The sequence below is a fragment of the Pseudomonas sp. CH235 genome (assembly GCF_004368175.1).
Classification (GTDB): Bacteria; Pseudomonadota; Gammaproteobacteria; order Pseudomonadales; family Pseudomonadaceae; genus Aquipseudomonas; species Aquipseudomonas paraglycinae.
This window is the reverse complement of record NZ_RRZJ01000001.1, coordinates 425948-439742: the sequence shown is the minus strand read 5'-3', so window position 1 is coordinate 439742 and position 13795 is coordinate 425948. Positions and strand designations below refer to the sequence as shown.

The window sequence follows — 13795 nt, the reverse complement described above, 5'->3', positions numbered from 1 at the left end:
GTTTCCTCCTGATCGTTCCCACGCTCCGCGTGGGAATGCAGCCCGGGACGCTCCGCGTCCCTTCCAGAGCTGGAACGCGGAGCGTCCCTTGAGGCATTCCCACGCAGAGCGTGGGAACGATCATCAGTGTAGAGAATTCACCAGGTTGGCGGGTTTTTCACCGGCCAACGCCGCCAACAGATTCTCCACCGCACACCGCGCCATCGCCTCGCGCGTCTCATGGGTCGCCGAGCCCATGTGCGGCGTCGCCACCACGTTGTTCAGCTGCAACAACGGCGAGTCATGATTCAGCGGCTCACGCTCGAACACATCCAGCCCCGCCGCGCGAATCCGGTTATGGCGCAAGGTGTCGATCAGCGCGGCCTCATCCACCACCTTGCCCCGGGAAATGTTGATGAAGATGCTGTCCGGCCGCATCAGCGCAAACTGTTCCGCGCCAATCAAACCTTCAGTCTGCGCCGTCAACGGCAAGGTCAGACAGATGAAATCCGCCTCCTGTAACAGATTTTCCAGGCTGCGGTACTTCGCATCAAAACGTTCTTCAACCGCCGGTTTGCGCGACTGGCTGTGATAGATCACCGGCATCCCGAACCCGAAATGCCCGCGCTGCGCCAACGCCTCGCCAATTCGCCCCATGCCGATGATGCCCAGCGTCTTGTCATGCACATCGGTACCGAAATGCGCCGGGCCGATGCTGCGGTGCCAGTGACCGCCGCGCACCATGTTCGCCAGCTCCACCACCCGCCGGGCAGTGGCCAGGATCAGTGCGAAACCGGTGTCGGCAGTGGTTTCGGTGAGCACGTCCGGGGTGTTGGTCAGCATGACCTTGCGCCGGGTCAGGTAGTCGATGTCGTAGTTGTCGACGCCCACCGAGACGCTGGAAATCGCCTCGAGCTTCGGCGCCAGATCGAGCAGCGCCGCGTCCAGTTTCAGGCTCGCACCGAGCAGGCCGTGAGCACCGGGGAGAGCGTCGCGCAGTTTCATCAGGCCGTCGGCGTCGAGGCTGTCGATCAGCGTCAAATCGACTTGTTCCTCAAGGCGCGCCATCAGCGCCGGCGACAGTTTCTTGTACAACACAACCTGCTTTTTCATCGCAGTCATCTCTTTATCAATTCAGGAATGGGCCGGCAGCGGACGCGGTGCGACGCGCTTGGCCGTCACCCGGTCGCTGGCGCCGGGCTTGAGAAAAATCGTCAGCACCACCGAGAGCATCAGCGCGCCGCTCATCAACAGGTACGAAGCGCCGGGCGAACCGGTAGAACTGTTGAGGTAACCGACCAGATACGAGCCGCCGAAAGAACCGAGGGCGCCCATGCTGTTGATCAGCGCCATGGCGCCGCCGGCAACGTTGGCCGGCAGAATCTCCGGGACGATGGCGAAGAACGGCCCGTAAGGCGCGTACATGCAGGCGCCGGCAATCACCAGCAGCGTGTACGACCACCAGAAATGCTCCGCGCCCAGAGCGTAGGAGCCGTAGAACGCCACCGAAGCAATCAGCAGCGGCGGCCAGACGAAGCGTTTGCGCTTTTGCAGTTTGTCCGAGCCCCACGACACCAGCAGCATGCCGATCACTGCCGCCAGATACGGCAGCGCCGACAGCCAGCCGGCCTCGATCATGTCCATTTGCGCGCCGGCCTTGAGGATCGACGGCAGCCACAGCACGAAGCCGTAGACGCCGATGCTCCAGCAGAAAAATTGCAGCGCCAGAATGATCACCTTCGGCGAACGGAAGGCTTCAGCGTAGTTCTTCACCGCTTTGATGCCGACCTGTTCGGCAGCGAGCGCGCTTTCCAGATCGTGCTTTTCCTGCTCGCTGAGCCACTTGGCCTGGGCCGGACGATCGTCGGCCAGTTTCCACCAGATGAATGCCCAAAGCACCGCCGGCAAGCCTTCGATGATGAACATCCAGCGCCAACTGAAATGCTGCACCAGATAGCCCGAAACCACCGACATCCACAGCATCGTTACCGGGTTGCCGAGGATCAGGAAGGTGTTGGCCCGCGAACGTTCGGCGCGGGTAAACCAGTGACAGAGATAGACCAGCATCGCCGGCATCACCGCCGCTTCGACCACGCCGAGCATGAAGCGGATGACGATCAGCCAATAGGCGTTGGAAACCACGCCGGTCAAGGTGGCGAGCCCGCCCCAGAGGATCAGGCTGACGAAGATCAGCTTCTTGACGCTGTGCTTCTGCGCGTAGATCGCGCCGGGCACCTGGAAGAAAAAGTAACCGAGGAAGAATAGCGCGCCGAGCAGCGAGGACAGGCCCGGGGTGATCATCAGGTCGGCGGCCATCCCGGACGCGGCGGCGAAGCCGTAATTGGCGCGGTCGAGGTACGCCAGGCTGTAGGTGATGAACACGATCGGCATGATGTACCACCAGCGGCGGGTGGCGAGGGTTGCGGTTTTCATGGTCTTGCTCCTGAGCTTGTTGTTTTTGTCGCAGCAGGTTCAATGGTTTATTGCTTGCTCGTTCCCACGTCGAGGCGTCGAACCGTCCGCGTGGGAACGCCTCCGGGGACGCTCGGCGTCCCATGTGACGCAGAGCGTCACGAGCTGCATTCCCACGCAGGAGCGTGGGAACGATCAGCGGTGAGTTCGGATCGGGTCGGCAAACCCTCCATGTCGCCACGGCTCTGCACCGCACGACTGCCAATCCAGTTGGCGCGTCTGACGGCTTCGGGAAAACTCTGATGCTCCAGCAGGGCGCTGATCATCCCGACCGCAAATCCATCGCCGGCACCGACCGTATCGACCACGGTTTCAACCGGCACCCCGGCGACAAAACCCTGATCCAGATGCGTGCGGTAATACGCACCCTGCGGCCCGAGCTTGATCGCCACTGCTTCGGCACCCTGATCGAGATAGAACGCGGCGATATCCGCCGGATCTTCAAATCCGGTCAGCAGCCGGCCTTCGCTCAACCCCGGCAACACCCAGTGGGCGAGGGCGGCGAGGCGGTTGATCTCGCGGATCATCTCTCGCTCGCTGGCCCACAGGCTCGGGCGCAGATTCGGGTCGAACGAGACGCTGCGCCCGGCGTTGCGCATGCGGGTCATCAGTTCACGGGACATTTCCCGGGCCGATGCGGACAGCGCCGGCGGAATGCCAGTGGCGTGCAGGTGTCGGGCGCTTAATAACGTCGGGTTGATCGACTGCGATGACAGATGACTGGCTGCCGAGCCGCGACGGAAGTATTCGACCGTCGGATCGCTGCCGTCATCGTTGCGCGACTTGAGCTGAAAACCGGTCGGGTGCGCGTTGTCGACTTCGACATGGCTGCAATCCAGGCCTTCGCGGGCCAGGGTTTCGACGACAAATCGTCCCAGCGAATCGGCACCGACACGGCTCAGCCAGGCCACCTTGAAGCCCAGTCGAGACAGTCCGATGGCGACGTTGCTGTCGGCCCCGGCAATCCGCTTGTGAAACTGCTCGACGGAGGCCAGATCGCCGCTCTGTTCAGCGACAAACATGGCCATGGTTTCGCCGAACGACAGAATATCGATCTCAGACATGAGCAGGCTCCAGGCGGGACTGGCCGAGGCGGGTGAGGGCGGCGACGTGTTCGGTGGTGAGTTGCACCAGGTCTTCGCCCTGCAACGGGTATTCGGCGGCGCGCATGACCCCTTGGGCCATGTGCCGCAGCAGTTGTTCCCACAGATGCAGGTCAGTGGCGGCGGGCGGCACCGCGACCAGTTTGCCGTCGGCACGGCGGGCCACGGCTTTGCAATGCACGTAGCCGACGTGACGGCCCAGCAGGCGTGCGGCACTGGTGGCGGACTGGTCTTGCCACTGCCAGTTGCCGATGTCGAACGTCATCTTGATCGGCAGGTTGTGTTGCTCAACGGCGGCGAAGAAACGCTGGAACGGTTCGATGCGGCCGCCGTGCAAGGTCTGGTCGTTCTCCACCAGCAGTTGTACCGGGCTTTGCGCAAGGATTTGCGCCAGCGTCTGCAGATCGTTGTTGTCAGTGAAGAAACCAAGGGAAACCTTCAGCCACCTCGAGCCGAACGCTTCGGCGTTTTGCAGCGCGGTGATGAGTTCCGGATTGGGCCGCGACTGACCGGCTAGCCACAGTTCGGTCGGTGAGGAATAGATGCTTTGCAGGCCTTCAGCCTGTGTGGCAGCGGCCAGTTGCTCGGGGACTTCGTTGGTCAGCAACTCTTCGCGCCATTCGATGCGATGGGCGCCGGCAGCGGCCAGCACTTCGATGAAAGAGCCTTGGCCGCGACGGCGAACAAGATCGGCGCCGTAGCTGGACAGGCTGATGGAAACGGCAGGTTTATTCATTGTTATCTACCTCTGAAACCGGTTTCATTTTTGTTCAAAAAATTTTGGGTGGCCCCGCAGGGCCTTATTCTGCCTTGCTGCGCGTCGAACCGCGCTCAATCAGCACCGGTGCAAAATCCAGCGTCCGCGCCGCTTCATCATCCCCACGCAACCGCTTGAGCAAGCACTCAAACGCCCGCGCACCAATCTCCTCAGTCGGCTGAGCGAGGGCAGTAATCCCGCTGCCCACCAACGGATACCAGTCCAGATCATCCAGCGCGATCAACCCGACATCCTCGAACAACCGGCCGCCAATCTCGCGCAAGGCGAGGGTGCAAGCCAGCGCCGCCACGCCGTTGGCGCAGAACAGGGCTTTCGGGCCCGAATCAGGTGCGTTCAAAAAGGTTTGAAGATCGTTCGCAAGACTCGAACCGGTTTCCAGCACCGCGCCACGCATGTCTTTGCGCTGACCAATCTGCTGCTGAAAACTGCTGACCCGCTCGATCCGCGAACTGGTGCCGTCATAGGGTTCGGTCACCAGCAGCACATTGCGATAGCCACGCTGCTGAAGATGTTCGAGCGCCATCTCGATGGCCTGCGGGTTGTTCAATCCGACCATGTCACTGTCGAGCCCCTCGACCTTGCGATCCACCAGTACCAGCGGCATTTCCCGCTTCAGCCCATCCAGCTCATCCCGATGATGGCCCAGGGTGTTCACGATCAGCCCTTCGATGTTGTACGAGCGCAGCAGCGCCAGGTGCTGGCGTTCCTGCTCGTCATCGCGGTCGGTGTTGCACACCACCAGGCTGTAACCGTGCCGGCGGCAGGCGGTTTCCACACCGTGCATCACGGCAATCGAATAAGGGTTGCGGATATCGGCCACCAGCATGCCGATCAGGCGGGTGCGGCCGCGTTTCAAACCACGGGCCATTTGATTGGGGCGATAGCCGAGTTCGGCAATCGCCTGCTCGATGCGCTGGGCAATGGCATCGGAGAGCAGGGCGCGGTCATCGCCGATAAAGCGCGAGACGCTGGCCTTGGACACGCCAGCGTGTTCGGCGACATCGAGCATGGTCACGCGGCTGCGCTGGGCGGCGGAGAAATCGTTCACGGTTGAAAAAGCCTTTTTATTGGAATTGTTCGAGTCAGCACGGCAAGGCTGAAACCGGTTTCAGATAACCGCATTAACCATCGCTTCGTCAAGCCCGAGAGGATCTGAATCAGAAACAGCTGAAGGGTCAATTCCGACCAGCGGTCATCAAACCTGTCAGATCTGACAGTAGGCGAAAGCGCGGTTACTGCGTTTAATTTCTTCCGAAGCAAAGTGTTTTTTACGCCTCTGGAGAACAGTGGATGAGCGCCAAAAAATCCATCGGGACATTCGCCTTGCCGTTGACCATCGAAGGGGTGGGTGCCGACAAAGTGCTGCCTCTGGATGCGCATATCAACGGCGTCACACTGCGCATGTCGCCGTGGGTTGCACCTTCGATCATCCCCGGCAAAAGTGATTTGCTGGAGATCTGGATACTTGAGCCCGGGGCAATATCCGAGACGCGTTTCTACAACAACCTGTTTCCGGTTCCGGTGGTCTTTCCGGGCACGATCCACCTGCCTGCGCAGTACTTGCAACAGACAGGCGACATCACGTTGAGGTACCGGGTGACCTCCGGCGACACCAGTAATGAAGATGACTCGATACCGCAAGTGTTCATCCTCAAGCGCCCGGTTCCGGTCAAATTGAAAGAGGTGGTTTATCCCGACGCGAACCTTTGGGGCTGGCTCATGTGTTTAACATTCCCGGCGATCTGGGATGTGGTGGTCGTGCGGGTTCCGGCGCAACCGGGAACGTTTCTGGCGAATGATGAGTGCGTACTGAATTGGGAAGGCTGCACGAGCCTGAACGGTGTCAACCCAATTCCGGGCACAGCGCTACGAATTCGAAAAACGCTGTCGCAACAGGAAGCGACCTCTCCCCAAGGGTTCGATTTCAGACTCGACAGTAGCTACTACGTCCAATACATCAAACCGATCGAATTCGGATCTGCGATGTGCACCTACACCCACTACCGAAACGGTGTTGCGCTGGCCAGTTCATATCCGGAATTCGTGAAGATCGACAGGCGCCTTTCCGGGAAACCGCCTTGCGGTCCTTGAATCAAGCAGTCCAAAAAAGCAGTGAAAAGCGATAGATCCAACAAAACGTTGGCAGAACGTCAATCCCAGGAACACGCAGCCCGCAGTCGCGAAATTCTTCATTGGGAAACAACGTTGATGGTTCAACAACACACTCATCGATGGAGTTCACGAACATGAATATGCAGGCTAAAACGGGTGGTGGTGCTCTGGCGTTGCCGCCAACGATTGTGGATCAGTTGGCAGATGGTCGACTGACGTATCAACAACTGAAAGTTGATAAAAAAGTGACCTTTCAGTTGGCGGACGTTGATGACAAAACTCCGGATGGTGCGCACCAAATTCAACTGTATATCTTTCCGGAAGGGGCGCAGCTGATACCGGGAGATCCGACTTATTTAGTGGACACTAAGCTTAAAGCCAGCCAGCCAGGAGGTGACTGGACTTTTCCGGTCAGTTTTGACCGGACCGACACGCAGCTCAGTATCTTCGTCGACAAGTTCTCGGCTAGCGGGGATTACAACAAGTTTTTTGCAGCGTTCGTTATCATTGACGCATTCGGGAACCTCGACAACTCTCAACCGCATCTCGTGATCCTCATCGACCTGACTGCACAATGGCAGCGCCAACCCGGCACTGGCAATGGCACCGGCAATCGGCCGCCGCAGATCAGCCTGACAGGTTTGCCAACCCTCATCGATGACGCTTGGTTGAACAACCCTGCCAACGCTGGCGGCTTGAACATCACCATTCCAACGGGCTGGACAAAATTCGAACCAGGCCTTGATCTGGTCAACTTCTTCATCTCCCAACTCACCACATTCACCGGCATGCAAGGTGAGGGCGCTGTTGTTGCAGATTTGCCGGTGCGGCCTGACGGCGTTATCAATATTTCACTGGTCATTCTGCAAGCGTTGAAGGATGGCGCGTATTTTTACTCCTACAACCTAGAGGATGCCGCGGGCAATATCAGCAACAACGCACCCATCACGCTGCTGTTCAATCGGGTCAGCGCACCGGCCCCGGTGCTGGGTATTCCAAGGATTCCGGCGACCGGTATCAACGGTCAGACGCCCATTACGCTCGCATCATTCAAATCTGATCCAGATGCAGTGGTAATGGAGATCGATTTCCCGACCAACTCGTTGCAAGATGACCGAATCCTGCCGCATATCATGGATTCGAAGGGTATTGTCCATGATCTTGCGGAACAGACAATCCCGGCGCCAGGCACTGCCGGGCCGCTGAAATTCGTGATTGATTACGCCTTTTGGGCGGTGGTCTTCGGCGACCCTAACCGGGACACCGAAGAGCAGGTCGAGTACTGGTACGAATTGATTCGCTCGACGATTACACCGAATCCGGTTTCCACGCCTCAGCAATTTGCTACTGTCGATTTTGCATACGCCGGGGATGAGCAGCCGAACCTTCCTGAACTGGAAAACCCCAATGCCATCCCGGTGATCGTTCAGGGTGGCGGCACGCCTGTGCCTGCACCCAACACGCTTGGCCCGGCTCAGGCCGGTCTTGATGCAACCATGATCTGGAACTTGTGGACAAATCCTCTGCGGCCGATTACCGGTCGAGAAATCGTCACGTTCTTCTATCAGGGCAAACAAGTGGGTCAGCCTGTGGGCGTGCAGGTTGGCGCGACGAGGGTCACCACGCGATTGCCTTGGGCCGAGATTCTGTTGGAAGGGAACGGCACCGGCGCTACCGCGCGCGAGGCCTACATTGTTGTCTCCTACCCCGGCAGTTCAAACGCGATGACGCAGACGCCTGTTACGCGTGTCAACGTGACAGCGATCGTGATCAATCTGCCGGCGCCGAAGATTGTCGTTTCGGCTTTCAGAACCCCCACCGGTGCGGTGGTTCCCGAGAGCTTCTTGATGTCCGTCAACTGCCCGTGTCTGGATCACCCGGCTGTCGCGAACGGACCGATGCCGCCGTATGAGGCTACACGCAGACTGCGGATCAGGGTCGAGCGGGATGCCAACATCCCGACAGGTGCAACGGTTGCGTTAAAATTTGAGGGGCGGACGACCAACGGAGCTGGCGGGACGGTGATACCCAACACGCCATTCACAGATTCCAAGCCCATGCCTGCAACGGGCCCTCTGGAATTTGACGTGCCATACACCAATGTCCGTCCGATCCAGCTGCCGAGCCCCGGCCCTGGCCAGCGTCCGGCGACTCAATATGCGTACATCGAGTATGGGGTCAACGGCATTACAGCGTCGGTCATCGTCCCTGTCGCGCTCTTGAACTCGAGCCTGGTGTATTGCGACCAGAACCGTCCTTGATCGTGCATCAACAGTACTTCGAGTGAAGTTTCCTGCGATGGGGACGGCAGTCAATACCGTCCCCATCGTGGGAATCGAAGTCAGATACGGGTGCTCTTACGGGACAAGGGGATAAGTCGTACGAAGATGGAGATTAGTCCTACATATCCCTCGGAAAGTTATCCGTAGTCTGGCGACCGCTTCAGTTCCGGCTCGCAACTCGTTTGAGTCGGACGCTCGTTCCTCACGGAATGTAATCGAGTAGGACTCAACCATGTCGCCCAAATTGAACACCCCGTTTCAGAAAACCTCGATCAGCTTGGGAATTTTGTCCCTGCTGCCCCTATTGATGAATTCGCCGCTCACCCAGGCGGGTACCGTTCCGGCGGGTACCATGCTTGCCATTGACGGCACGACGCCGGTGCAAATCTGGCAACTTCAAGACAACGCCATCCTGAATGCCACCAATGCCACGACACTGGAAATGAACAGCAATCCCGGTGGCCTGATCAATCTGACGGGCTCGAATGTCAACGCCGCAGCGGTCTCGGGGATTTCACTGGTCAACGCCAGCGCAACTCTGGACAACTCAACGGTTAACAATGCCACTGGCATCGGCATTTCGGCAGTACGCAATAACAACAGCGTAGGCGGTTCAAGCGTGACGCTGCGTAATGGCTCAGGTGTTCAGGGCTTGACGGGGGGCATTGCGGGCAACCGATTCAGCGTCATCAGTCTGCAAAACTCCACCGCCGAAGGCACTGGTGCGAACAGCTTCGGGATCAGGATGCTGGAAGGTTCACTGTCGGCCACCGGCAGTACGATTAGCGGCGGTCTTAATGGCGTGACGGTTGGCACTGACACTCAGGTGAACGCCGTTATCCCGACCAAAATAATTCTGGACGGCACTCGTGTCGAAGGCCAGACCGGCTCGGCACTGGTGGTCGGCATCAACGCGCCGAATTTCCCGACAGTGGCAGACATCGAAGTGCGTAACCGTTCGACGCTGGTGGCCGGCAACAACACGTTGCTTGAAGTCCGACAAGGTGCTTCGGCTGGATTCCTCGTCGAGAACAGTGACCTGACCGGTAACGTCACGGTGGTTTCGGGCAGTTCCGCGAATGTCACGTTGCAGAACAATGCGTCGCTGACCGGTGATCTGCAAAACGTCACGACCGCGGTGTTGAACAATCAGGCGCGCATGACCGGCAATGTGCTCGGTGCTTCGAGTGTGGCGCTCGACAACGGCTCGACCCTGACCGGCAATCTCGGCAACGTCGCCACGGTGACGATCAACAATCAGAGCGTCATGAACGGTGACGTCAATGCTTCTGCCAATAGTGCTTCGAGTCTGACGCTGGACAATGCTGCCACGCTCACCGGCCAGGTGAACAATGTCGCCAATTTTGCGATCAACAATCAGGCGCTATGGCAGATGACCGGCAGTCAATCGGTGAACAATCTGTCGCTGGGCAATGGCGGCACGGTAGGTTTCGGCACTCCTCAGCAATACTTTCAATTGAACGTCGCCAACCTGTCGGGCAACGGCACGTTCCGGATGGGCACCGACTTCAATCAGGGTCTCAGCGATCTGCTGAATGTCACGCGCAGTGCTTCCGGCTACCATCAGTTGCTGGTCACCAGTTCCGGTCTTGATCCGATCAATGACTCGTCCATCAAAGTGGTGCAGAGCGTGGCGTCAGGCGCGCAGTACGGCCTGGTGAACAACCGTGTCGACGTAGGCGCATTCACTTATCTTCTGGTGAAGAAGGGAGATGACTGGTTCCTGCAACCGGACAAGACTGTTGTCAGCACACCGACACGCGCCGCATTGGCCATTGCCGGTACAGCCCCGACAGTGACCTATGGCGAAACGGTTCTGCTGAACAACCGCATGGGTGATTTGCGGGTCAATGGCGGGCAAACGGGCGGATGGGTGCGCTCTTTCGGCAGCCAGTACAGCATCAGTAACAATGCTTACGGAAATGGTTACAAACAACGACAGTATGGTTTCTCGATGGGCGTCGATACGCCGGTGCAAATCGCCGGCGAGCGTGTACTGCTCGGTGTGTTTGCCGGTTACAGCAAATCCGATCTGGATTTGAGCCGCGGCAGCTCCGGGGAAATCGGCAGCACCTCACTCGGTCTTTACGGCACCTGGCTGGGCGACAGCGGTTACTACCTGGACACGGTGGCCAAGCTCAATCACTTTCGCAACAAGGCCGACGTGATGCTGAGTGACAACACCAAAACCAAAGGCAGTTACAACAGTCTGGGTGCAAGCGCGTCGGTGGAGTTCGGCAAGCATATTGAGTTCGCGGATGGCTATTACATCGAACCGTTCACCCAATGGCAGGGAGCCTCGGTGCAAGGCAAGGATTTTCGTCTGGACAATGGTCTGAGTGTCGACGCTGATACAACCCGTTCCATGCTGGGCAAGGCGGGCCTGAACTTAGGGCGAGGCATGAAACTGGCGGATGGCAGTGTCCTGCAACCCCACGTGCGGGTGGCTGCCGTACATGAGTTCGTCAAAACCAACGAAGTGCGGGTCAACGACAACAAGTTCAACAATGATCTTTCCGGCACGCGCTTCGAAGTGGCCGCCGGCGCATCCTGGACCCTGAATGACCGCTGGCAGCTGCACGCGGAGCTGGACACCAGCAAGGGCGACAACGTCACCAAAGACTTCGGTGTGAACATGGGGGCGCATTACAGGTTTTGAGGGAACGGAAACTAAAAAGGGAAGCGATGGCTTCCCTTTTTTGTGCCTGCGGCTGCATCACTTCAAGACTTGAAAACCTCCCTTCAACTGGAAGGTAGTGCCATCGGCGTTCTCCAGCGTCACATTGAAATCGGCCGCGACATTCTTTTGATCGCTCGCAGGCTTGATCTCGATGTCACCTGAAATGCCTTCACTGATCGCAGTGCCGTCTTTATAGCTGACGGCTACGTCAGAGCGGCTGGTCAAGACATGTTTCCCGATCGGGAAACCATCGGGGACGATCAGGGTAAGTTCACGTGCCGGGTTTGTTTTGGCTTTCGTGCCCGAAGGTGGCCGATCAATGGCGGTTATCTCTACCGCGTCGATTTTGTCAGGGCCGACCTTTTTGGTTTCAATCAGTCGGGAAGAGGCAGTGAAGTCCGCGACAGGGGCTCCACCGTTGGCGAAAGCTTTTGCGGTCACAAAATTACCGGGGGCAAAACTGGTGCGTCTGATCACAGCGTTCATGAATTGGATCTCCGTTCACTTTGGGGAAGTATCCAAAGGCCATTGGGCCCTAACTCTGGATGCATCATAAAAGCGCGATTCAGGCGATCTGTACACTGTCAGACTTGACAGGTTACAGCCCTTGAAATCTGTGAGCGAATAGCCACTGACGCCAGCCCTCAGCCAAACAATCCGGCGGCGATGTTGATCGAGAAACCCAGAATCGCTGTGTTGAATACGAAACCGATCAGCGACTGCGCCAGCACGATCTTGCGGATCTCCCGCGTGGCCACGCCGACATCCGCCGTCTGCACCGCGACGCCGATGGTGAACGAGAAGTACAGAAAGTCCCAGTAATTGGGCGTCGTCAGGCCTTCGGCAAAGCGCAGCGCCGGCTCTTTGCCGTCCCAGGTGTAAAACAGCCGGGCGTAGTGAACGCAGAAAATCACCCCGATCAGCAGCCATGAGCCAATGACCGTCAGTGCGGTAAAACCGTAGTGCATCAATTTGTGGTGGGTATCCAGATCCTTGCTGCCGACAAGTTCCAGGGTGATGGCCGCCAGGCTGGCCAGCGCCGCAATACACACCACGAACAGCACCAGCCCGGCGTTTTCATCTTCGACGACGGCGATCTGCTTGACGTCCGGCGCCTTGGCCCTGGCGGTGAGCCAGAGCATCAGCGCCAGGTAGGTCCAGACCCCGGCATTCCAGCCAATGAGTATTTTACTGATGACGGAATCGGCGGGTACCAGAAGGCCGACGGCAAGGCCGACCAGGAACGCGGCAGAGAGGCGAGGGTGGGTGCGGGCGAGGAAGCGCATGGGCGGCTCTTTGTTGACGGCGTCGAGCAAACCATAGCATGGGTGTGGGTTCTGGCTGGCGCGGAGGACTGCAAAAAGAAACCTTGTGACTCTGTCAGCATCGACAAGAAGCCCAAGGTTTTTATGTTTCAGAAGGATGGGCGGGAAGCTGGATCAGTTATGGATCTGAAGCTTGCCTTTGGAGACTGTCACGGTTTTTGGAACAGCGTCACCGTTCTGGCCGAGGAAGTCGAACTCGGCTTCAATTTGCCCCTTCTCCGAGCCGGCAACAGGGAAGCTGAGAAAGGTGACTGTCCCTTGAATCGCTTTGTAAAAAGGATCGATACCAAGCGCGAGTCTTTCCACGAAAACCGCTCTGACCAGACTGACATCCGTATTCAAGTCGTAGGGGGTATTCAAACTGGCGGTTTGCACCACATTCAGAACAATACTCAGACTCCGTTGAGGACGACTCGGGCCATCAATCCACCATTCTCCCCTGGCTGACCAGGCCTCTTGTTTGAAAAGTTGATCGTATTGAGTCGTGAGGAGAACCGTTTCTGCCGTGTAGCTATCCTTCACTGGCGGCTCCAGGCCATCGACGTCAGCGGTCAAGCTACCTTCGGACACTGGTTGAGCAGCACTCATGGTTTTGCTCTCCCTTGGTCGTTCGGCACCAGATGCAGTTCTCCGTTGACAGTCACTTTCTCCTTTCCATCCTGCGACACCGCAACGAAGTCGAACGTTGCCATGGCTTCATCTTTAGCGGCGTCCACGGTGACAGTGACTGTGCCGCTTTGCGCAAAGAAAGGCGCCTCGACAGAGCTTGATGTACTTTTCCACCAGCTGCCTGACGCTTGGCGATCAGGATCGGCGAAATCGAAGGTCTGGTTTTCCATATCGCCCTTGTTTATGAAATTCAGGGCAATGTTTCTGCGTTCATTCGGCCATTGCACCAACGAGGCCCACCCCTGAAGGGAGCGGCCGATACCCAATGAGTAGAACTTTTCTTCTGCGTTAAAATTCCGGAGTTCGGGATCGCTCGTGGTGGCTGTGAATTTGCCATCTGCATTGCCCTTTACATTCGTCATGAGAAGCTCCTG

12 protein-coding genes are annotated in these 13795 nt (G+C 58.1%); 3 read left to right on the top strand and 9 right to left on the bottom strand.

What is annotated here, in order from left to right; translation table 11 throughout:
• Positions 1 to 123: 123 nt before the first annotated feature.
• The 5 genes from EIY71_RS01815 to EIY71_RS01795 form a co-directional block, all read right to left on the bottom strand.
• Positions 124 to 1092 carry a D-glycerate dehydrogenase gene (locus tag EIY71_RS01815; RefSeq protein ID WP_134020207.1) on the bottom strand — a complete coding sequence of 323 codons (969 nt, stop codon included), beginning with the start codon at positions 1090 to 1092 and terminating at the stop codon, positions 124 to 126.
• A 21-nt stretch (positions 1093 to 1113) separates the two neighbouring features.
• Complete coding sequence (locus tag EIY71_RS01810) at positions 1114 to 2412, bottom strand: MFS transporter (RefSeq protein WP_102688049.1); 1299 nt, start codon at positions 2410 to 2412, stop codon at positions 1114 to 1116.
• Between the two features lie 137 nt (positions 2413 to 2549).
• On the bottom strand, positions 2550 to 3515 hold the full coding sequence (locus tag EIY71_RS01805; protein WP_129972956.1) for a sugar kinase: 966 nt from the start codon (positions 3513 to 3515) through the stop codon (positions 2550 to 2552).
• Positions 3508 to 4290, bottom strand: coding sequence for a sugar phosphate isomerase/epimerase (locus tag EIY71_RS01800; RefSeq protein ID WP_129972955.1), 783 nt, complete (start codon positions 4288 to 4290; stop codon positions 3508 to 3510). Before EIY71_RS01800 ends, EIY71_RS01805 begins: the two co-directional genes overlap by 8 nt.
• Before the next feature lie 64 nt (positions 4291 to 4354).
• The gene (locus tag EIY71_RS01795; RefSeq protein ID WP_129972954.1) at positions 4355 to 5380 is read right to left on the bottom strand and encodes a LacI family DNA-binding transcriptional regulator; all 1026 of its coding nucleotides are present in this window, start codon (positions 5378 to 5380) and stop codon (positions 4355 to 4357) included.
• Between the two features lie 242 nt (positions 5381 to 5622).
• On the opposite strand from EIY71_RS01795, the gene EIY71_RS01790 reads away from it, so the two are divergent.
• The 3 genes from EIY71_RS01790 (at position 5623) to EIY71_RS01780 (ending at position 11406) form a co-directional block, all read left to right on the top strand.
• Positions 5623 to 6423 (top strand): hypothetical protein, encoded by an 801-nt coding sequence (locus EIY71_RS01790; RefSeq protein WP_085745560.1) that lies wholly within the window; start codon positions 5623 to 5625, stop codon positions 6421 to 6423.
• Between the two features lie 155 nt (positions 6424 to 6578).
• Positions 6579 to 8705 (top strand): hypothetical protein, encoded by a 2127-nt coding sequence (locus tag EIY71_RS01785; RefSeq protein ID WP_129972952.1) that lies wholly within the window; start codon positions 6579 to 6581, stop codon positions 8703 to 8705.
• 253 nt (positions 8706 to 8958) lie between these two features.
• Positions 8959 to 11406 (top strand): autotransporter outer membrane beta-barrel domain-containing protein, encoded by a 2448-nt coding sequence (locus tag EIY71_RS01780; RefSeq protein WP_134020204.1) that lies wholly within the window; start codon positions 8959 to 8961, stop codon positions 11404 to 11406.
• A gap of 57 nt (positions 11407 to 11463) precedes the next feature.
• Here the strand turns inward: EIY71_RS01780 and EIY71_RS01775 are convergent, their stop codons facing one another.
• The 4 genes from EIY71_RS01775 to EIY71_RS01760 form a co-directional block, all read right to left on the bottom strand.
• Positions 11464 to 11913 (bottom strand): hypothetical protein, encoded by a 450-nt coding sequence (locus EIY71_RS01775; RefSeq protein ID WP_085745563.1) that lies wholly within the window; start codon positions 11911 to 11913, stop codon positions 11464 to 11466.
• A 158-nt stretch (positions 11914 to 12071) separates the two neighbouring features.
• On the bottom strand, positions 12072 to 12713 hold the full coding sequence (locus tag EIY71_RS01770) for a DUF1345 domain-containing protein (RefSeq protein ID WP_085745564.1): 642 nt from the start codon (positions 12711 to 12713) through the stop codon (positions 12072 to 12074).
• Positions 12714 to 12866: 153 nt separating this feature from the next.
• On the bottom strand, positions 12867 to 13340 hold the full coding sequence (locus EIY71_RS01765; protein WP_129972950.1) for a hypothetical protein: 474 nt from the start codon (positions 13338 to 13340) through the stop codon (positions 12867 to 12869).
• Entirely contained in the window at positions 13337 to 13783 is a 447-nt protein-coding gene (locus EIY71_RS01760; protein WP_129972949.1) for a hypothetical protein, read from the bottom strand. Before EIY71_RS01760 ends, EIY71_RS01765 begins: the two co-directional genes overlap by 4 nt.
• Positions 13784 to 13795: the final 12 nt, after the last annotated feature.